Origin of the sequence: Paracoccus stylophorae, from assembly GCF_028553765.1 — a bacterium.
Taxonomy (GTDB): Bacteria; Pseudomonadota; Alphaproteobacteria; order Rhodobacterales; family Rhodobacteraceae; genus Paracoccus; species Paracoccus stylophorae.
The window spans coordinates 1,145,789-1,164,068 of sequence record NZ_CP067134.1 but is presented as its reverse complement, the minus strand read 5'-3'; the positions used below and the strand labels follow the sequence as shown (position 1 = coordinate 1,164,068).

Sequence of the window (18,280 nt, the reverse complement as noted above, 5' to 3'; positions counted from 1 at the left end):
CCGCCTCAGGTAATCTTTTGGCGCGGCTTGTGCAACGTATCGGCGGTCCGCCGAAAGAATGTTGCGCCCCCCGGACCCGCATTGTAGTTTCCGGCAACGCCGCAACCCGACGACAAGAAAGAGCAGCATGGCTGGCGCAAAACTGGACGACATCGACCGCAAGATCCTGGCCGAGCTTCAGGCGGATGGCCGGATGACCAATGTCGAACTTGCGCGCCGGGTCGGCATCTCGGCCCCGCCCTGCCTGCGCCGCGTCCGCGCGCTGGAGGAACTTGGCTATATCCGCGGCTACCACGCCGATATCGACGCCCGCGCCCTGTGCTTCGAGGTGCAGGTCTTCGCGATGGTCCGCCTCGCCTCGCAATCCGAACGCGACCTGTCGGCGTTCGAGGATCGCGTCCGCGCCTGGCCGCTGGTCCGCGAATGTCACATGCTGAACGGCGAGATCGACTTCATCCTGAAATGCGTCTCGCCCGATCTGTCCACCTTCCAGCGCTTCCTGACCGACAGCCTGACCGCCGCCCCCAACGTCGCCAGCGTCAAGACCTCGCTGGTGATCCGCGCCGCCAAGGACGAACCCGCGGTGCCGTTCGAGGTTGTGGAGGAGCGGATCAGGGTGGCGGGGTAGATTCCGAGGTAAATCTTTGCACGAAAAGCGTTATCAAGTATTTATTAGCTCTACATTCGAAGATCTACGCGCAGAGCGCCGGGCGGTTCAGGACATCATTATCAGCACCGGAGATTTTCCAATTCAAATGGAGAATTTCCCGGCCGCTGACGAAGATCAATTTGAATTTATTAAATCATTGATTGATCAATGCGATTACTATTTTCTTATCATCGCCGGAAGATACGGAAGCGTTGCTCCAGACGGCTTAAGTTACACTCATAAGGAATTTAGATACGCTATTCAGAAGGATGTTCCGGTTTTGGTGATGGTTCACTCAGACCCCGGGAGCCTTAGAGCCGATCAGACAGAACGAACTCCAGAAGCCCAAGATCTTCTTCAGAAATTTATCGAAGAGGCGGAAACCGGCAGGCTGCGGCGTAGCTGGAAAACTGCTGATGAACTCAAGCTTTGTGTAAGAGAGGCGCTCGATCACGCGAAAGCAACAAAACCTAGAACAGGCTGGGTTAGAGGCAATAGTGTCGCCAGCGCCGATACTCTGGAAGAACTCAACAATGTTCGGAAGGAGATCGAGCAGTACCGAGCGACCTTCGGTCACCCGGAGGTGGGACTGTCGCTTCCAAAACTTCCTGAAACGCATGAGATTCTAAACATTGATTTGATCCCAGGTATGGTTACTAACTCTCTCGGAACACGACGCGGCAGCCCGGCCAGGATTAAGACTACGTGGATAAGAGCCTTTTCATCTTTCTTCTTCGGCCTGAAATTTTCTAGAGGCGATTGGGATGGAGATTTTTTCTTTAGTATTGATGAACGTGAGTCTTGCATAAAGATCGGCTCGGCCTTGGCAGGCGAATTGATGAACGAAGATACAGATGGACTTTTTGAGATAACCTTGGTGACATTTGAAAAATTAAGGAGCTACTATAGTGAATCTGGCTTAATGAACGCTGAAGGCCCGAATCCATTCACGCCGCTCGCTGAAAAAGTGGCCCGCCGATACCAGATTTCAGGCCAATCTAATGGCGACATCGGACTTGCTAGTGGCGAGCTGAAAATTAGTCGGGTCTCCCGGAGCGACTTCGATGATGAAATACCGTTCTAGCCACCTAAAGCCGAATTCTTTCAGGCACCAGACATCACCCCCCAACCGCGCGTTGTCGGTGTACGCCCTGTGCACACGCGGTGCCGCGCCGGTGCACCCATTGTGCAGCCAAAAATACAGCATTTGCTGACCGGAACGCCACCACCCCGCCGCCTGCGGCATCACGCAACGCACGGTCCTGTTGCGCGCCTGTTGCAGGTTACAGCGCGATGGCCGAAATCAGCCGCCCGTAATCCGCCTGCCCCTCATGCGTGGCGCGGCGATAGCTGAAAAAGCGGTCCGGGTCGGAATAGGTGCAGTGCCGCGACCATTCCGCCTCGACCCCTTGCCCGCGCAGGCGGAACAGCCCGAACGAGGGCAGGTCGAACATCGGCCGCCCGTTCGGGCCGCCGCTGAAAAAGCGATGATATTCAGGGTCTTCGATCAGGAAATCTTCCATGAAATCCTCGCTGACCTCATAGTTGCGCTGGCTGATCGTGGGACCGATCACGGCGCGGATCCCGGTCGCGCCCAGATTGCGCATCGCCGCCACCGTGGCCTCGATCACCCCGTCCAGCGCGCCTTTCCAGCCCGCGTGACAGGCGCCGATCACGCCTGCATCCGGGTCGGCCAGCAAGATCGGCTGACAATCCGCCGTCAGCACGCCCAGGGCCACGCCGCGTCGCGCGGTCACGATGGCATCTGCCTGAATATCCCGGATATTTTCGATCTCGTCGCCGTCGCGCAGCGTCACCACATCCGCCGAATGAACCTGTTTCACCGTCGCCAGCGCATCGGGCGGAACGCCCATCGCCTCGGCCACGCGGGCGCGGTTGACGGTCACCATGTCGGTCTGGTCGCTGGACCGCCGGCCGCAGTTCAGCCCGGCGAACAGACCGGACGATGCGCCGCCCTTTCGCGTGAAGAATCCGTGCCTTACGTCGTGAAGCAGCGGATGGGTCAGGATCTCAAGCGTCGTCTGCATGAAGCCTCAGCGCGTCGAATCCGGGCACCGGCGGCGCCCCTTGGGGCCAGATGGCCATCGCCTTGAACAGGTGACCCATTTTGTCTGCGTCGGTCAAGCGGTGAAGCGCGGGCCACGCCCCCCCGTCCCCCGCCTGCGCCAGACGCCCGGCCCGTTCGGCCGCCCCCAGCGACAGCAGCCAGTCGCCCTGATGGACCGGCCGGGAAACCACGGCCCCCGCCCCGACCGCCGCCGCGGCAAGGGCCGCGAAATCGACATGCGCGGTCAGGTCCGCCTCGCCCGGAGAGGCCAGCGGATCTTCGGAACGATGCGCGCGAAGTGCCTGAAACGTATCGCCATATCCGTTCCAGCCGCCGTAATCGACGATGATCGCGGCACCGCCATGGGCGGCAATCCGGCCGGCCATGGCGGCGACGATCGCGGGCGCGGCGGGGCGATCCTCGACCACGTCGCCTGGCTGCCCCGGACGCGGCAGATCGACCGGCGGCGCCAGCGCCATGCGCAGCCCGTCCGGGCCCAGCGTCACCACGCGCTCGGCCCAGCCGTCCTCGACGCGCTGGAACTGGCGGATCGGCAGGGCATCGAAAAACTCGTTCGCGATCAGGAACAGCGGCTGTTGCGGCAGATCGTCGGCGCGGTCCAGATGCTGCACATGGCCCAGCCTGTCGCGCTGGATCTTACGCAGATGCGGCGACGCCTCGATCAGCGCGATCCGGGCCGCCTCGCGCATGCCCGGCGCGACGCGCAAAGCGCGCAGCATGTCGGCCATCAGCGTGCCGCGCCCCGGCCCCGGCTCGGCCAGGGTGAAGGGCGCCGGTCGGCCCTGGTCCATCCACGCCTGCGCCAGCGCCAGACCGCAGATCTCGCCGAAGATCTGCGAGATTTCGGGCGCGGTGGTGAAATCGCCCGCGCGCCCGAACGGATCGCGCGTGGCGTAATATCCGTGCTGCGGATGCAACAGGCAGGTCTCCATGTAGTCGGCCAGCGTCATCGGACCGGTGGCGCGGATGCGCGCGGCGATGATGCGCTCCAGCGCCGTCATGCGCCTGCGGCAGCCGGTGCCCGCCGCCTTGCGCGCAGGATAAAGAACAGCCCCAGAATCAGCATCGGCAGCGACAGAAGCTGGCCCATCGTCAGCCCGAATACCGGCCCGCCCAGCACATGCCCCAGCGGGTTGTCGGGGGTGATGAATTGCGGGTCGGCGACGCGGAACAACTCGACGAATATCCGCGCCAGCCCGTATCCCGACAGGAAGATGCCGAATGCAAGGCCGGGGCGGCGCAGCCCGCCTGCGCGCACCACCGCCCACAGGATCAGGCCCAGCACCAGCCCCTCAAGCCCGGCTTCGTAAAGCTGGCTGGGATGGCGTGCGCAGGGGCCCATGACGCCCGGACAGGTCTGCGCCGCCTCGCCCGGAAAGATCACCCCCCAGGGCAGATCGGTGGGCCGGCCCCAAAGCTCGGCATTGATGAAATTGGCGACGCGGCCGAAGAACAGCCCGATCGGCGCCACGACCGCCATCGCGTCGGCCAGCCGCAGCGGCGGAATGTCGTGCGCCCGGCAAAACAGCCACGCCGCCACGATCACCCCGGCGAACCCGCCGTGAAAGCTCATCCCGCCCTGCCAGACCTTGACGATCTCGGCCGGGTTGGACAGGTAGAATCCGGGCTCGTAGAACAGCACGAAACCTAGCCTGCCGCCCAGGATCACGCCCAGGATCACCCAGGTCAGCAGATCGTCCACGCCATCGGGCCGCATGGGCGCGCGGTCGCCCCAGATCGCGTCGCGGCGCATCATCCGCACCATGATCCGCCAGCCGATCAGCAGCCCCGCCAGATAGGCCAGCGCATACCACCGCAGCGACAGCGACAGCCCGCCCAGATGCAGGGTGAAGATCTCGGGCGAGATGTCGGGAAACGGGATCATGCGGCCTCGGCGTGGATATCGCGGCGCAAGCTAGCCGTGGGGCGGGCGGTGTCAACGCGCGATCTGACGCGGTCACGGCAGCAAACCGCCGACACCGGGGCCGCGCGCCTGCCGGGGCGCCACGCGCAAGCCTGCTTGAGCGGCGCGGATTGAACCCCGCCGCCTGCCGACCCATATTGGGCGCAGGCAAGATTTGGGGACCCGATCAGATGACGACGCAGAACAAGTTCTTCGACGACATGTCGAAACTGATGACGAACGCGATGGGCGTGGCCCAGGGCGCCAGGACCGAGGCCGAGACCGCGATGAAGGGCTGGGTCGATCGCTGGCTTGCCGACCGCGATTTCGTCACCCGCGAGGAGTTCGAGGCCGTGCGCGAGATGGCGATCAAGGCGCGGACCGAAAACAGCGAACTGAAGGCGCGGCTGGACGCGCTTGAGGCGGAAAAGCGTCAGGACTGATCAGGGGCCGATCCGTATCCGGTTGCGCAGCGTGCCCGACCGGTCATAGATCAGCACCTCGTCCTCGTCCGTGACGACGACGACAAGATCGCGGGCAAAGGTCACCGCCTCGGCCTGCGCGCCCTGCGGCAGGGCGATGGCGTCGGGCAGGTCCGGCAGCATCGGCCGGTCCAGCCGCAGCCACAGCAGCACGACCAGGGCGATCATCCCCAGCCCCATCACCAGCGACAGGCCGGTGACCAGCATTTTCAGGAAACGCAGTTCGGGCACCGCTTTCGCCGCGTTCTTCCAGTCGCTATTGTCGTCGTCCATGTCGAACCTTGTCGTCACGATTCACGCGAACCCGCCTGACCGGCTTGATAAGGCGCTTGCGCAGGCTGTGCCAGAGCAGGCGGCCCTGTCGCGGTCGCGCCTGTCGCGGCTGATCGCCGATGGCGCGGTCAGCGGGCCGGGCGGCGTGGTGCGCGACGGCAAGTCGCGCGTGTCGGCGGGCGAGGAATACCGGATCGTCGTGCCGGAACCGGAACCCGTCGCCACCTGCCCCGAAGCCATCCCGCTGACCATCGCCTATGAGGATGACGACCTGATCGTGATCGACAAGCCCGCCGGCATGGTCGTCCATCCGGCGCCCGGCAGCCCGGCGGGAACGCTGGTGAACGCGTTGCTGGCCCATTGCGGCGACTCGCTGTCGGGGATCGGCGGCGAAAGGCGGCCGGGGATCGTGCACCGGATCGACAAGGACACCTCGGGTCTTCTGGTGGCGGCCAAGTCCGACCGCGCCCATCACGGCCTGGCCGCACAGTTCGAGGCGCATACGGCGCAGCGGCGATACCTGGCGCTGGCGCATGGCGTGATCGACCCGGGCGATCCGCGCCTGCGCGGCACGCCGGGCGTCAGTTTCGAGGATGGCGGCGTGATGAAAATCACCTCCCGACTGGCGCGGCACGCGACCGACCGCCAGCGGCAGGCGGTCTATTTCGACAAGGGCCGGCACGCCGTGACGCGGGCGCGGATGCTGGAAAGCCTGGGCGCGCCGCCGGCGGCGATGCTGGTCGAATGTCGCCTTGAAACCGGACGCACCCACCAGATCCGCGTTCATATGGCACATGCGGGGCTGGGGCTGATCGGCGATCCGGTCTATGGCGGCGCCCGGCGCGCCTCGGCCCGCGCGCTTGGGGCCGGGGCGCAGGCGGCGGCCGGTTTTCCGCGTCAGGCGCTGCATGCGGCGCATCTGGGTTTTGTCCACCCGCGCAGTAATGTGGCGCTGGCCTTTGACAGCCCCCTGCCCCGCGACATGCAGACCTTGCTGGACGCGCTGCGCAAGGCGGGGCCTTGACATGAATGTGATCTTTTCTTAAGTTACCCGGCCCTGAAATCCCGACAGAATAGCTTGCAACGCGCAGCTTCCATCATCCGGGGGGCCGTGGCGGCGCGGAACCGCGATCCTGCCGCCTGCGTTTCCCGAACTCTTCGAAAGGCGACCGATATGGCAAATTATGGCAATCTTCCGGCGCCCAGCCCCGAGCAGGGCCTGAACCGGTATCTGCAGGAAATCCGCAAGTTCCCGCTGCTGGAACCCGAAGAGGAATACATGCTGGCCAAGGCATGGGCCGATCACGAGGACAGCGAGGCGGCCCACAAGCTGGTCACCAGCCATCTGCGTCTGGCCGCCAAGATCGCGATGGGATATCGCGGTTACGGCCTGCCGCAGGCCGAGGTCATCAGCGAGGCGAATGTCGGCCTGATGCAGGCGGTCAAGCGGTTCGATCCCGAACGCGGCTTTCGCCTTGCGACCTATGCGATGTGGTGGATCCGCGCCTCGATCCAGGAATATATCCTGCGGTCGTGGTCGCTGGTGAAGATGGGCACGACCAGCGCGCAGAAAAAGCTGTTCTTCAACCTGCGCAAGGCCAAGTCCAAGATCGGCGCGCTGGAGGATGGCGATCTGCGCCCGGAAAACGTGGCCCGGATCGCGACCGAACTGAACGTGACCGAAAAGGAAGTCATCGACATGAACCGCCGCATGTCCGGCGGCGATGCGTCCTTGAACGCCACGGTCGGGTCGGCGGATGGCGATTCGACGGCACAATGGCAGGACTGGCTGGAAGACGAGGATGCCGACCAGGCCGAAGCCTATGCCGAGACCGAAGAGCTGAACACGCGCCGGCAGATGCTGATCGAGGCGATGGACGTGCTGAACGACCGCGAAAAGGACATCCTGATGGAACGCCGCCTGCGCGACAATCCGATCACGCTGGAGGATCTGTCGGGCCGATACGATGTCAGCCGCGAACGCATCCGCCAGATCGAGGTGCGCGCGTTCAAGAAAATCCAGGAACGGATGCGCGAACTGGCCCGCGAAAAGGGGATGCGGGTGCCCGAGCCGGCGGACTGACCGACAGCCGGCCGCCGCGCGGCAAGATTGACGTGATGCGCGGCTGCGCTATGGTCGCCTGACAGGCAGGCAGACCAGACATCCATGACCGCGCTGACGGAATTTCAACGGCTCGAGGCTCAGGGCTCGTGGCGCGACAGCCCCGAGGCGCGGCTGCGCGAGGTGGTGGTGGCGGTCGGGGACGCGACGCTGATCCTGACCGATCCGAAATCCGACGTGCCGTTGTCGCACTGGTCCCTGCCCGCCGTGACCCGGCTGAACCCCGGCAAGCTGCCCGCGATCTATTCCCCCGCCCCCGACGGCAGCGACGAGACGGTCGAGATCGATGATCCGCTGATGATCGAGGCGATCGAGCGTGTCCATCACGCCATCGAAACGCGCCGCGCCCATCCCGGACGGCTGCGCGGCGGGCTGACGATCCTCGCGGGCCTTGCCATGCTGGTCGCCGTCATCGTCTGGCTGCCCGACGCGATCATCCGCCACGCCGCCGGCATCGCCCCGCCCGCGCAGGCGCGCCAGATCGGGGCCGCGGTGCTGGAAGATATCGAACGCAGCACCGGGCCGGTCTGCACCCGCGCCTCGGGTCAGGCGGTGCTGGACTGGCTGACGCCCGCGCTTGTGGGCCAGAACGCCCTGATCCGCGTGGTGCCCGGCCCGCTGAACGGCGCGCTGCGTCTGCCCGGCGATCTTTACGTTCTGGGCGCGGATCTGCTGCAAGGCGCGCCGGGACCCGAGGCGGCGGCGGGACATCTGGTCGCGGCGCGGCTGGCGACCGATCCCGAATCCGTCCGGCGACAGGCGCTGCGCCATGCCGGCCTGCGCACGGTGCTGCGGCTGATGACGCTTGGCAGCCTGTCGCCCGACGCGCTGAAGGGGTTCGGCGAACGGCTGCTGTCGGACCCGCTGCCGCGCCCCGATGACGCCGATCTGCTGGCGGCGCTGAAACAGGCGGGGTTCGGCAGCGAAGCCTATGCCCGCACGCTGGACCCGACCGGCCAGACCGTGCTGCCGCTGATCGAAGGCGATCCGTTCCGGTCCGGTCCGCCCGAAAAACCGCTGCTGACGGATGAGCAATGGCTGGCGCTGCAACAGATCTGCGCCGGCTGAGGACGCGCCATGCAGACCGCACCGGGACCACGCAGATGACCGAGATCACCGACCTGTCTGCCCTCGATCTGTCCGGCCGCATCGCCGACGGACGCCTGGACGCCGTCACGGTGATGACCGCGTTTCTGGACCGGATCGCGGCGCTGAACCCGCACCTGAACGCCATCGTCAGCCTGCGGCCGCGCGACGAGCTGCTGGATCAGGCGCGACAGGCCGACCGCACCCCGCGCAAGGGCTGGCTGCACGGGCTGCCGATCGCGGTCAAGGATCTTGCGGCGGTCAAGGGGCTGCGCACGACCTGGGGTTCGCCCATCTTCGCCGATCACGTGCCCGCCGCCGACGATCTGGTCGTGGCCCGGATGCGCGCCGCCGGCGCGATCTTCATCGGCAAGAGCAACACGCCGGAATGGGGCCTGGGTTCGCACAGCGTCAACGCCGTGTTCGGGGCGACGCGCAACCCCTATGACCTTGGCCGCAGCGCCGGGGGCTCGTCCGGCGGGGCCGCGGCGGCGCTGGCCGCGCGGCTGGTGCCGGTGGCCGACGGATCGGACATGATGGGCAGCCTGCGCAATCCGGCCGCGTTCTGCAACGTCTACGGATTCCGGCCAAGCTGGGGGCTGGTGCCGGGCGATCCGGTGGGCGACAGCTTCGTGACGACGCTGACGACAGCCGGCCCGATGGCGCGCTCGCCGCGCGATCTGGCGCATCTGCTGACGACGCTGGCCGGCCCCCATCCAGCCGTGCCGTTCGGCCGCGAATCGCGCGATTTCGGCGCGGCGCTGGACGGTGACGTGGCCGGGACGCGCATCGGCTGGCTGGGCGACTGGGGCGGCGCCTATCCGTGCGAGGACGGCATCCTGTCCCTGTGCGAGGCGGCACTGGCGCGGTTCGAGGATCTGGGCTGCCGCATCGTCAGGTTGCCCCCGCCCTTTCCCGCCGAAAGGCTGTGGCACAGCTGGACCACGTTGCGCGCCTTCCTGAATGCCGGGGCCAGACGCGCCCTTTACGACGACCCGGACAAACGCGCGCTGATGAAACCCGAAGCGCGGTGGGAGATCGAACAGGGTCTTGCCCTGTCGGCCGCACAGATCCATGAGGCCAGCACGATCCGCAGCGAATGGTATCGCCGCGCCGCGCGCCTGTTCGAGGATGTGGACGCGGTCGCCCTGCCCTCGGCGCAGGTCTGGCCGTTTCCGGTCGATTGGCGCTGGCCCGAAACGGTGGGCGGCCGGCCCGCCGACACCTATCACCGCTGGATGGAGATCGTGGTGCCGGTCAGTCTGGCCGGGCTGCCCTGCCTGTCGGTGCCGGTGGGGTTCGGCGGCAACGACCTGCCGATGGGGATGCAGCTTGCCGGATCGACCGGATCGGACGCCGCGATCCTCAATCTGGGGCAGGCCTGGCATGTGGCGACGGACTGGCCGGCGCGGCGCAAGCCGCGCCTGCCCTTGCCGCCGCACGCCGAGGCCGATGCACCGCGTCAGTTGTAGAACGCCGTCCACGCCCGGAAATAACCGGATCCGCCCCCGGTCCAGATCCGCACCTTCCGGCGCCGCTTTCTGCCGCCGACATGTTTCCAGTATTTCACATCGCCATAGGACAGCGTCTGCAACCACGCCGCCGGCGGTAGCGGATATTTGACCGTCGTCCATTTCCATTTCCAATACGTCCAGGACCAGTATCGAAACTGATGTTCGACATGGACCGAATAATTTGAACAGCAGGCGACACGCGAATGAGAGGCATATCGTCTTTTACTGCCGCTGCTTCGCGTCAGGTCGATCCATGCCCCGTTGTCGCAATATGAAATATCCTTGTTCTCGCAATATATATCGCTGAAAGTATCCAGCCCGCCGGTAAAACATGTCCAGACCGTTCCGGGCTCCGACGCCGCCTGTGCCGGCGCGGCAGTCAGGGAAAGCTGTCGTCCGTGATCGTCGAATGAATCGACCAGATCGCGCCCGACAAGCAGTTTCGCGGTTTCGTCATCCTCGCGATCCTCGAACTCGCGCAGCGCCAGCGGAACCGGCACCGACCTGTCGGTCACCTGCAAGAACCGCAGCAGCGGCGACGGCGAGGACTCGCCATCCTCTTCCGGGCTGCTGGCGGTTCCGGCAGGAAATTCGGACAGCTCGGAATAGCTGACCTCGCCCAGTTCCGGGATCACCTCGAACGCGACGGTGCGCCGGTCGTCCACCCGGAACTCTCCAAGCGAAAAGCGCCGCAGATCGGGCAGATAGCCCAGTTTTTCATAGGCGCATCGCGAGTCCGGGTCCATGGTCACAAGCTGGGCCAGGGACGCCTCGTCAATCGGGCTCCACGTGTAATCCGAAAAGTTTGCACGCGAGAATGGCGGTATGACGCGCCGCCGTCCGCGCGGAATTTCTGTGCAATGGTCCGAACACGGGTCCAGTTCGGTTTCTTGCAAAGTCTCGGTGTTTTCGCTGATTTCGCCATCGTTACCCATCGCGACCTCCCAAGGTTGCTGAATTTACTGATTAACATCTACGAATTCCGGTTATCGAAACCGATTCGATAACCGCTTCAGTCCGGATAATGTAATAAATAAATAATCAGCTGGCAAATATATTCGCCGGCGCGGATTATCCTCAACTCGGGATAAACATCATGCGGACCGGCCCCGCGACCCGGTGGCAGACGCCGCAAGCGCGCCGCAATCAGACGAACTGTTCGCGCAGCAGCCGTTCTTCCAGCCCGTGGCCGCTGTCGAACAGCAGCCGGTGGCGTATATCGGCGGCGCTGCGCACGGTGACGCGCGTCACGTGCCGCACCGCGCGCGAATCCGCGTTGGCCATGACCGGCCGGCGCTCGGGGCTGAGCACCTCGATATCGACCTCGGCCGATTTGGGCAGCAGCGCGCCGCGCCAGCGCCGGGGCCGGAACGGGGCGATGGCGGTCAGGGCCAGCACCTCGGAGCCAATGGGCAGGATCGGCCCGTGCGCGGAATAGTTATAGGCGGTCGAGCCGGCCGGCGTCGAGACCAGTGCCCCGTCGCAGACCAGTTCGGCCATCCGCAGCTTGCCGTCGACATGGATGCGCAGCTTGCCGGCCTGCGGACCCTCGCGCAGCAGGCTGACCTCGTTGATGGCCAGCGCCTCCTGAACCGAGCCATCGGCGCAGACGGCCGTCATCCGCAGCGGGCTGATCACCGCCTCTTCCGCGGCCATCAGGCGCTGCGGCAGCAATTCCTCGGAATAGCGGTTCATCAGAAAGCCGACGGTCCCGCGATTCATCCCATAGACCGGCAGATCGCGGCCCTGGATCGCGTGCAGCGTCTGCAACATGAACCCGTCCCCGCCCAAGGCCACGACCGTTTCGGCCTGCGCCAGCGCCGTGTCGCCATAACGGGCGATCAGCCGTTTCAACGCCTCTTGCGCGGATGCGGCATGGCTGGCGGTAAAATGAACGGCAGGCTTCATGCTGGCTGGTTCCCCCCTCGACCGGCGCGCAGCATCGGACGGGGCCGCGCCGATGGCAAGCCCGGCACGGGCGACGCCCACGCGGCAGCCCATCGCTTTGACGCTTTCGACCGGCGCTTCGTTGGGGTATGAAAGGCCAATTCCAGCCGCCCCCAGCCTGAGAGGACGCGAGACATGAACGCTCCCACCCGCGAGACCGGTTTCTTTACCGAAAGCCTGTCCAGCCGCGATCCCGATATCGCCGACGCGATCACGAAGGAACTTGGTCGCCAGCGCGACGAGATCGAACTGATCGCATCGGAAAACATCGTGTCGCGCGCCGTGCTTGAGGCGCAGGGGTCGGTTCTGACGAACAAATATGCCGAAGGCTATCCCGGCAAGCGGTATTACGGCGGCTGCCAGTATGTCGATGTCGTCGAGGAACTGGCGATCGAGCGGGCCAAGCAGCTGTTCGACTGCGGGTTTGCGAACGTCCAGCCCAACAGCGGCAGCCAGATGAACCAGGCGGTGTTTCTGGCGCTGTTGCAGCCGGGCGACACGTTCATGGGGCTGGACCTGAATTCCGGCGGGCACCTGACCCATGGCAGCCCGGTCAACATGTCGGGCAAGTGGTTCAACGTCGTCAGCTATGGCGTGCGCCAGCAGGATCAGCTGCTGGACATGGAGGCGATTGCGGAAAGCGCGCGCAAGACCAGGCCCAAGCTGATCGTGGCCGGCGGCACCGCCTATAGCCGGGTCTGGGACTGGGCGGCGTTCCGCAGGATCGCGGACGAGGTCGGCGCGTGGCTGATGGTCGACATGGCCCATATCGCGGGTCTGGTGGCGGGCGGTCAGCACCCCTCGCCCGTGCCGCACGCGCATGTCGTGACCACGACCACCCACAAATCGCTGCGCGGTCCGCGCGGCGGCATGGTGCTGACCAATGATGCCGACATCGCCAAGAAGATCAACAGCGCGGTGTTTCCCGGCCTTCAGGGCGGCCCGCTGATGCATGTGATCGCCGCCAAGGCAGTCGCCTTTGCCGAGGCGCTGGACCCGTCGTTCAAGGATTACGCCGCGCAGGTGGTCCGCAACGCGCAGGCCATGGCCGACGAATTGATGAAGGGCGGCATCGACATCGTCTCGGGCGGCACCGACAACCATCTGTGCCTGGCCGATCTGCGCCCCAAGGGCGTGACCGGCAAGGCGACCGAGGCGGCATTGGGCCGCGCGCGCATCACCTGCAACAAGAACGGCGTTCCGTTCGACCCCGAAAAACCCTTCGTCACCTCGGGCATCCGTCTGGGCAGCCCGGCGGGCACCACCCGCGGCTTCGGCGAGGACGAATTCCGCCAGATCGCCCGCTGGATCGTCGAGGTCGTCGACGGGCTGGCCCGGAACGGCGAGGATGGCAACGCCGAGGTCGAGGACAGGGTCAAGGCGCAGGTGGGCGAGTTGTGCGCCCGGTTCCCGCTTTACGCCGGCATGTGAACGCCCGTCCCGCCCCTGCCGCGGCGGCCCGGTGCGGCATCGCCTGACCGGGGATCGCCGCGCGCCGATTCTTCCTCAGCGTGGCCGACCCGATTTGCATTACGTGCAACTTGCGCGATATGTGGGTCAGGCCCACCGGATCGTCGAGGCAGACCATGACCACAACCGCATCGGACATGCCCCATCAGGACAGCAAGCCGCTGATCGCGGCGATCTGGATGATCGGGGCCGTCGCCTCGTTCACATCGATGGCGGTGGCCGGGCGGGCCGTGTCGCTGGAGCTGGACACGTTCGAGATCATGGCGTGGCGGTCCATCGTGGGCGTGCTGATCGTGGTGTCGGTCCTGACCCTGCGCCGGCGCTGGCACGTGGTGGATTTTCGCCACCCGCTGCTGCATCTGGGCCGCAACCTTGCGCACTTCACCGCACAGAACCTGTGGTTCTTTGCCATTGCCTCGATCCCCTTGGCGCAGGTCTTCGCGCTGGAGTTCAGCTCTCCCCTGTGGGCGCTGCTGCTGTCGCCGCTGTTTCTGGACGAAAGGCTGACGCGCGCCCGGGTCCTGTCCGCGTTTCTGGGTTTCATCGGTATCCTGCTGGTCGCGCAGCCCGGCGTCACGCCGCTGTCGCCCGGGCTGGTCGCGGCGGCGGTGGCCGCAATCGGGTTCGCGCTTACCTACATCGTGACCAAACGGCTGACCGGCATGACCCATATCCTGTGCATCATGTTCTGGATGACGGTCATGCAGACCGTGTTCGGGTTCGTCGGTGCCGGCATCGACGGCAGCGTGGCGTTTCCGTCGGCGGCGGCATGGCCGTGGGTGGCGCTGATCGGCGCGGCGGGGCTTTGCGCGCATTTCTGCATCGCCAACGCGCTCAGCGTCGCGCCGGCCACCGTGGTCATGCCGTTCGATTTCCTGCGCCTGCCGGTCGCCGCGCTGATCGGGCTGCTGTTCTATGACGAGCCTGTCGGCCTTGCGATCATCCTGGGCGCGGCGCTCATCCTGACCGGCAACTGGATCAATATCCGGGCCGAGGCGCGGCCGCGTTAAGGCGTCAGCTTTGCCAGCGCGGCTTGCGCTTGTCGAAGAATGCGGCGATGCCCTCGGGTGCCTCGTCGCCTTCCCATGCGGCCACCAGCCGGTCGATGCTGTCCTCGATCACCGCCTCGTCGATCACCGGGCCCAAGGCGCGGCATTGCGCCTTGGCGGCGGCGATGGCACCGGGCGCGCCCTGCAGGAACGGCGACACCTCGGCCTCGACCGCCGCGTCCAGATCGCCGCCCTCGACCGTGCGCGCGGCCAGGTTCAGCGCCACAGCCTCGGCCGCGCCGAAGATCCGGGCCGAGAAATAGACCCGCCGCGCCTTGTCCTCTCCCATCCGGGCCAGAACATAGGGGCCTATTGTCGCCGGGATCAGGCCCAGCCTCACCTCGGTCAGGCCGAACTTGGCGTCAGTTGCGACCAGGGCGATGTCGCACACCGCCATCATCCCGACCCCGCCGCCAAAGGCGTTGCCGTGAACCCGTCCGATCAGCGGCTTGGGCAGGGTGTTCAGCGCTGACAGCATCCCCGCCAGAATACGCGCCCCGGCCCGCCGTGTCGCGGCATCGGCCCCCATCTGCGCCTTCATCCACGCCAGATCGCCGCCGGCGCAGAAACTGGCGCCCTCGGCCGCCAGCACCACGACGCGCACGGCGGGATCATCGCCCAGTGCGCGGGCGGCGTGCGTCACCTCCTCCATCATTGTCTGTGACAGGGCGTTGTGTTTCTGGCCGCGCGCAAGCCACAGCGTGGCCACACCGCGGCTGTCGGTCTCGATCCGGATCGTTTCGAACATCGCCATCCTTTTCCTGCGCGAATCTTCTGCGAAAATTCGTCACCCTCTCAGTCGTTGCGCCAATTCCGCCGCCTGCTGCACGACGCCCATGTCCAGCCCCGTCTCGTGTCCCGCTGCCTTCAGATGCCGCGCCACCTTTTCCGTCGCGACATTGCCCTTGGCGCCGGGCGCATAGGGGCAGCCGCCCAGCCCGCCGACCGCCGCATCGAAGACGCGCAAACCGCGCGCCAGACTGGCGTCGACATTGTCAAGCGCGCGTCCGGCGGTGTCGTGATAATGACCGGCCAGCCGCCCGGGCGGGACTTCGTCCAGAACCGCCGACAGCATGGCGTCGATGGACTCGGGCGTTCCCTGCCCGATCGTGTCGCCCAGGCTGATCTCATAACAGCCCATGTCGCGCAGCGCGGCGACGACGCGGGCCACGTTTCCCGGCGGCGTCGACCCGTCGAACGGGCAATCGGTGACGACGCTGACATAGCCGCGCACCGGGATGCCGTCGGCCTGCGCCGCCTGCGCCACCGGCGCCAGCCGCGCAAGGCTTTCGGCGATGGTCGCGTTCAGATTGGCCTTGCTGAACCCTTCCGAGGCACTGGCGAAGATCGCGACCTCGCTGGCCCGCGCGGCCTTTGCCGCTTCATACCCCTTCATGTTCGGGGTCAGCACCGCATAGCTGATGCCGGGCACCCGTTCGATCCCGGCCATCACCTGCGCCGCATCGGCCATCTGCGGCACCCATTTCGGCGACACGAAACTGGTCACCTCGATCCGGCGAAAACCGGCCTGCGACAGCAGATCGACCAGTGCGATCTTGTCCTGCGCGGGGATCAGACGCTTTTCGTTCTGAAGCCCGTCGCGCGGACCCATCTCGAAGATCTCGACAGTCTCAGGCATCGGCAACCTCATGGAAAACCTGACTGTGGATGCCGCCCGCGCGCGTGCGAAGCCGGCGCGAGACCGGAACGTGATGCGGGCGGATCATGCGGCCTCCTCTTCCTCCTCAAGGCGGATCAGGGGCGCGCCGGCCTCGACCTGATCGCCCGCGGCGGCCAGGACCTCGGCCACGACCCCGTCGCGCGCAGCGGTCAGGCTGTGTTCCATCTTCATCGCCTCCAGCACCGCCAGCCGGTCTCCGGCCTTGACCTGCTGGCCGGCGGTGACATGGACCGATTTCACCAGCCCCGGCATCGGCGACAGGCTGAGCGCGTCGCCGCCCGCCGCCGCCGAATCGCGCGCCAGCGGGTCCAGCGGCACAAGCGTGACGGGACGCCCGCCAAAGACGCTGATGCCGGCCTCATGCCGCACGATGCGGTTGCGGCGCAGCCCGTCATCGACCCACCAGCGGTCGCCCTGCCAGCGCACCTCGTAGGCCGTGTCGTCCATCGTCACCCGCGCGGCACCGGGGCCCAGAACCTCCAGCACCGCCTCGCCGCCATCCCAGGCAATCGTGCGGCGCAGCGGCTGCCACAGCGTCATGCCGCCGGTAACCGACGGATCGGCCAGACCGGCCAGCCCCACCACGGCCAGCGCCCGGGCGCGCGGATCGGGTTCGGCGGCGGCGACCAGATCGTCCAGATCGCGCGCGATCAGGCCAGTATCGACATCGCCGTTGCGAAAACCGTCGTGCCGAGTCAGCGCGATCAGGAAATCCAGGTTGGTGACCGACCCCGCCACCTCGGTATCGACCAGTGCGGCCTCCAGCGCGCGCAACGCGACGGCGCGGGTGGGGCCGTGCGTGACGATCTTGGCAATCATCGGGTCGTACCACGGGCTGATTGTGTCGCCCTGCCGCACGCCGGTCTCGATCCGCGCGCCGTCGGGAAAGGCCAGATGCGCCAGCCGCCCGGTCGCGGGCAGGAATCCGGCCGGCACATCCTCGGCATACAGACGCGCCTCGAAGGCGTGGCCGGTGATGTGCAGATCTTCCTGTTTCGCCGGCAGCTTCTCGCCCGATGCGACGCGCAACTGCCATTCGACCAGATCGACGCCGGTGATCGCCTCGGTCACGGGGTGTTCGACCTGAAGCCGGGTGTTCATCTCCATGAACCAGAACCCGTCCTTGCGCAGACCCTTGCTGCCATCGACGATGAATTCGATCGTGCCCGCGCCCTTGTAGCCGATGGCTTCGGCCGCCCTGACCGCGGCGGCGCCCATGACCTTGCGCATCTCGGGCGTCATGCCGGGGGCCGGCGCCTCTTCGATGACCTTCTGGTGCCGGCGCTGAAGCGAACAGTCGCGTTCGAACAGATGCACCGCCCGATCGCCGTCACCGAAGACCTGAACCTCGATATGGCGCGGGCGCAGGATGTATTTCTCGATCAGCACGGCGGCGTTGCCAAAGGCGTTTCGGGCCTCGGACTGGGCCGAGGCCAGCGCGTCGGCGAAATCCGCCGGATCGTCGACACGGCGCATCCCCTTGCCGCCGCCGCCCGCGACGGCCTTGATCAGCACCGGATAGCCGATTCCCTCGGCCTCGGACGCAAGGTGGTCCGGGTCCTGGTTTTCGCCGTGATAGCCGGGCACGACCGGCACCCCGGCCTCTTCCATCAGCGCCTTCGCGGCGTCTTTCAGCCCCATGGCCCGGATCGCCTGCGGCGACGGACCGATGAAGACCAGCCCGGCCGCCTCGACCGCCTGCACGAAATCGGGATTTTCGGACAGGAAACCATAGCCCGGATGGATGGCTTGCGCGCCGGTAGACTGCGCCGCCGCGATGATCGCGTCGCCCCGAAGATAGCTGTCCGAGGGTGCGGCGCCGCCCAGATGCACGGCCTCGTCCGCCATCGCCACATGCCGCGCCGCCCGGTCCGCGTCCGAGAACACCGCGACCGTCGCCACGCCAAGGCGGCGGCAGCTGTCGATGACGCGGCAGGCGATTTCGCCGCGATTGGCGATCAGGATCTTCTGGAACATGGCAGCCCCTGCTTGCAATGGGAAAGGCCGGGGGTTTC

The 18,280-nt window shown here is 66.2% G+C and carries 18 protein-coding genes; 9 read left to right on the top strand and 9 right to left on the bottom strand.

Going from position 1 to position 18,280, the window contains the following annotated elements:
• Positions 1 to 127 precede the first annotated feature (127 nt).
• Together JHW45_RS05720 and JHW45_RS05715 are read left to right on the top strand one after the other, a co-directional pair.
• Entirely contained in the window at positions 128 to 628 is a 501-nt protein-coding gene (locus JHW45_RS05720; RefSeq protein ID WP_272859970.1) for an Lrp/AsnC family transcriptional regulator, read from the top strand.
• Positions 629 to 644: 16 nt separating this feature from the next.
• A complete protein-coding gene (locus tag JHW45_RS05715) occupies positions 645 to 1,733 on the top strand; it encodes a DUF4062 domain-containing protein (protein WP_272859969.1) in 1,089 nt (362 codons plus the stop codon).
• A 199-nt stretch (positions 1,734 to 1,932) separates the two neighbouring features.
• Here the strand turns inward: JHW45_RS05715 and pgeF are convergent, their stop codons facing one another.
• Genes pgeF through lgt form a run of 3 tightly spaced genes read right to left on the bottom strand, consistent with a single transcriptional unit; the run spans position 1,933 to position 4,623 of the window.
• Positions 1,933 to 2,697: a peptidoglycan editing factor PgeF gene (pgeF, locus tag JHW45_RS05710; protein ID WP_272859968.1), complete on the bottom strand. Its 765-nt coding sequence runs from the start codon at positions 2,695 to 2,697 to the stop codon at positions 1,933 to 1,935.
• The gene (locus tag JHW45_RS05705) at positions 2,681 to 3,739 is read right to left on the bottom strand and encodes a class I SAM-dependent methyltransferase (RefSeq protein WP_272859967.1); all 1,059 of its coding nucleotides are present in this window, start codon (positions 3,737 to 3,739) and stop codon (positions 2,681 to 2,683) included. Before JHW45_RS05705 ends, pgeF begins: the two co-directional genes overlap by 17 nt.
• Positions 3,736 to 4,623, bottom strand: coding sequence for a prolipoprotein diacylglyceryl transferase (lgt, locus tag JHW45_RS05700; protein ID WP_272859966.1), 888 nt, complete (start codon positions 4,621 to 4,623; stop codon positions 3,736 to 3,738). Before lgt ends, JHW45_RS05705 begins: the two co-directional genes overlap by 4 nt.
• A gap of 209 nt (positions 4,624 to 4,832) precedes the next feature.
• Here lgt and JHW45_RS05695 point away from each other — a divergent pair, with 209 nt between their 5' ends.
• Complete coding sequence (locus JHW45_RS05695) at positions 4,833 to 5,084, top strand: accessory factor UbiK family protein (protein WP_272859965.1); 252 nt, start codon at positions 4,833 to 4,835, stop codon at positions 5,082 to 5,084.
• On the opposite strand, the gene JHW45_RS05690 is transcribed toward JHW45_RS05695, so the two are convergent.
• The gene (locus JHW45_RS05690; RefSeq protein WP_272859964.1) at positions 5,085 to 5,396 is read right to left on the bottom strand and encodes a DUF6476 family protein; all 312 of its coding nucleotides are present in this window, start codon (positions 5,394 to 5,396) and stop codon (positions 5,085 to 5,087) included. It lies immediately after the preceding gene.
• Here JHW45_RS05690 and JHW45_RS05685 point away from each other — a divergent pair.
• The 4 genes from JHW45_RS05685 to JHW45_RS05670 all read left to right on the top strand — a co-directional run bounded on the left by JHW45_RS05685 (position 5,395) and on the right by JHW45_RS05670 (position 10,076).
• Positions 5,395 to 6,420, top strand: a complete 1,026-nt coding sequence (locus JHW45_RS05685; RefSeq protein WP_272859963.1) for an RluA family pseudouridine synthase — start codon at positions 5,395 to 5,397, stop codon at positions 6,418 to 6,420. The two genes, JHW45_RS05690 and JHW45_RS05685, sit on opposite strands and share 2 nt — an antisense overlap.
• Positions 6,421 to 6,570: 150 nt before the next feature.
• Positions 6,571 to 7,479, top strand: coding sequence for an RNA polymerase sigma factor RpoH (gene rpoH / locus JHW45_RS05680; RefSeq protein ID WP_272859962.1), 909 nt, complete (start codon positions 6,571 to 6,573; stop codon positions 7,477 to 7,479).
• A gap of 84 nt (positions 7,480 to 7,563) precedes the next feature.
• Positions 7,564 to 8,586 (top strand): hypothetical protein, encoded by a 1,023-nt coding sequence (locus JHW45_RS05675; protein WP_272859961.1) that lies wholly within the window; start codon positions 7,564 to 7,566, stop codon positions 8,584 to 8,586.
• A 35-nt stretch (positions 8,587 to 8,621) separates the two neighbouring features.
• On the top strand, positions 8,622 to 10,076 hold the full coding sequence (locus JHW45_RS05670) for an amidase (RefSeq protein ID WP_272859960.1): 1,455 nt from the start codon (positions 8,622 to 8,624) through the stop codon (positions 10,074 to 10,076).
• On the opposite strand, the gene JHW45_RS05665 is transcribed toward JHW45_RS05670, so the two are convergent.
• Complete coding sequence (locus JHW45_RS05665) at positions 10,067 to 10,864, bottom strand: hypothetical protein (protein WP_272859959.1); 798 nt, start codon at positions 10,862 to 10,864, stop codon at positions 10,067 to 10,069. The genes JHW45_RS05670 and JHW45_RS05665 overlap by 10 nt on opposite strands.
• A 400-nt stretch (positions 10,865 to 11,264) precedes the next feature.
• Positions 11,265 to 12,026, bottom strand: coding sequence for an NAD kinase (locus JHW45_RS05660; RefSeq protein ID WP_272859958.1), 762 nt, complete (start codon positions 12,024 to 12,026; stop codon positions 11,265 to 11,267).
• Positions 12,027 to 12,200: 174 nt separating this feature from the next.
• Here JHW45_RS05660 and glyA point away from each other — a divergent pair, with 174 nt between their 5' ends.
• Together glyA and JHW45_RS05650 are read left to right on the top strand one after the other, a co-directional pair.
• Positions 12,201 to 13,496 (top strand): serine hydroxymethyltransferase, encoded by a 1,296-nt coding sequence (gene glyA / locus JHW45_RS05655; RefSeq protein ID WP_272859957.1) that lies wholly within the window; start codon positions 12,201 to 12,203, stop codon positions 13,494 to 13,496.
• A gap of 155 nt (positions 13,497 to 13,651) precedes the next feature.
• A complete protein-coding gene (locus JHW45_RS05650; protein ID WP_272859956.1) occupies positions 13,652 to 14,545 on the top strand; it encodes a DMT family transporter in 894 nt (297 codons plus the stop codon).
• Positions 14,546 to 14,549: 4 nt separating this feature from the next.
• Here the strand turns inward: JHW45_RS05650 and JHW45_RS05645 are convergent, their stop codons facing one another.
• The 3 genes from JHW45_RS05645 to JHW45_RS05635 all read right to left on the bottom strand — a co-directional run bounded on the left by JHW45_RS05645 (position 14,550) and on the right by JHW45_RS05635 (position 18,242).
• On the bottom strand, positions 14,550 to 15,332 hold the full coding sequence (locus tag JHW45_RS05645) for a crotonase/enoyl-CoA hydratase family protein (protein ID WP_272860556.1): 783 nt from the start codon (positions 15,330 to 15,332) through the stop codon (positions 14,550 to 14,552).
• Positions 15,333 to 15,371: 39 nt separating this feature from the next.
• Positions 15,372 to 16,223, bottom strand: coding sequence for a hydroxymethylglutaryl-CoA lyase (locus JHW45_RS05640; protein ID WP_272859955.1), 852 nt, complete (start codon positions 16,221 to 16,223; stop codon positions 15,372 to 15,374).
• 84 nt (positions 16,224 to 16,307) lie between these two features.
• The gene (locus JHW45_RS05635) at positions 16,308 to 18,242 is read right to left on the bottom strand and encodes an acetyl-CoA carboxylase biotin carboxylase subunit (protein WP_272859954.1); all 1,935 of its coding nucleotides are present in this window, start codon (positions 18,240 to 18,242) and stop codon (positions 16,308 to 16,310) included.
• Positions 18,243 to 18,280: the final 38 nt, after the last annotated feature.

Excerpts from the sequence above, each read along its gene's own strand:
- rpoH (WP_272859962.1), top strand. The coding sequence starts at position 6,571 with ATGGCAAATTATGGCAATCTTCCGGCGCCCAGCCCCGAGCAGGGCCTG.
- JHW45_RS05645 (WP_272860556.1), bottom strand. The coding sequence starts at position 15,332 with ATGTTCGAAACGATCCGGATCGAGACCGACAGCCGCGGTGTGGCCACG.
- JHW45_RS05705 (WP_272859967.1), bottom strand. The coding sequence starts at position 3,739 with ATGACGGCGCTGGAGCGCATCATCGCCGCGCGCATCCGCGCCACCGGT.
- JHW45_RS05720 (WP_272859970.1), top strand. The coding sequence starts at position 128 with ATGGCTGGCGCAAAACTGGACGACATCGACCGCAAGATCCTGGCCGAG.
- JHW45_RS05695 (WP_272859965.1), top strand. The coding sequence starts at position 4,833 with ATGACGACGCAGAACAAGTTCTTCGACGACATGTCGAAACTGATGACG.
- JHW45_RS05690 (WP_272859964.1), bottom strand. The coding sequence starts at position 5,396 with ATGGACGACGACAATAGCGACTGGAAGAACGCGGCGAAAGCGGTGCCC.
- JHW45_RS05675 (WP_272859961.1), top strand. The coding sequence starts at position 7,564 with ATGACCGCGCTGACGGAATTTCAACGGCTCGAGGCTCAGGGCTCGTGG.
- lgt (WP_272859966.1), bottom strand. The coding sequence starts at position 4,623 with ATGATCCCGTTTCCCGACATCTCGCCCGAGATCTTCACCCTGCATCTG.
- JHW45_RS05650 (WP_272859956.1), top strand. The coding sequence starts at position 13,652 with ATGACCACAACCGCATCGGACATGCCCCATCAGGACAGCAAGCCGCTG.
- JHW45_RS05685 (WP_272859963.1), top strand. The coding sequence starts at position 5,395 with ATGTCGAACCTTGTCGTCACGATTCACGCGAACCCGCCTGACCGGCTT.
- JHW45_RS05660 (WP_272859958.1), bottom strand. The coding sequence starts at position 12,026 with ATGAAGCCTGCCGTTCATTTTACCGCCAGCCATGCCGCATCCGCGCAA.
- JHW45_RS05665 (WP_272859959.1), bottom strand. The coding sequence starts at position 10,864 with ATGGACCCGGACTCGCGATGCGCCTATGAAAAACTGGGCTATCTGCCC.
- JHW45_RS05670 (WP_272859960.1), top strand. The coding sequence starts at position 8,622 with ATGACCGAGATCACCGACCTGTCTGCCCTCGATCTGTCCGGCCGCATC.
- glyA (WP_272859957.1), top strand. The coding sequence starts at position 12,201 with ATGAACGCTCCCACCCGCGAGACCGGTTTCTTTACCGAAAGCCTGTCC.
- JHW45_RS05635 (WP_272859954.1), bottom strand. The coding sequence starts at position 18,242 with ATGTTCCAGAAGATCCTGATCGCCAATCGCGGCGAAATCGCCTGCCGC.
- pgeF (WP_272859968.1), bottom strand. The coding sequence starts at position 2,697 with ATGCAGACGACGCTTGAGATCCTGACCCATCCGCTGCTTCACGACGTA.
- JHW45_RS05640 (WP_272859955.1), bottom strand. The coding sequence starts at position 16,223 with ATGCCTGAGACTGTCGAGATCTTCGAGATGGGTCCGCGCGACGGGCTT.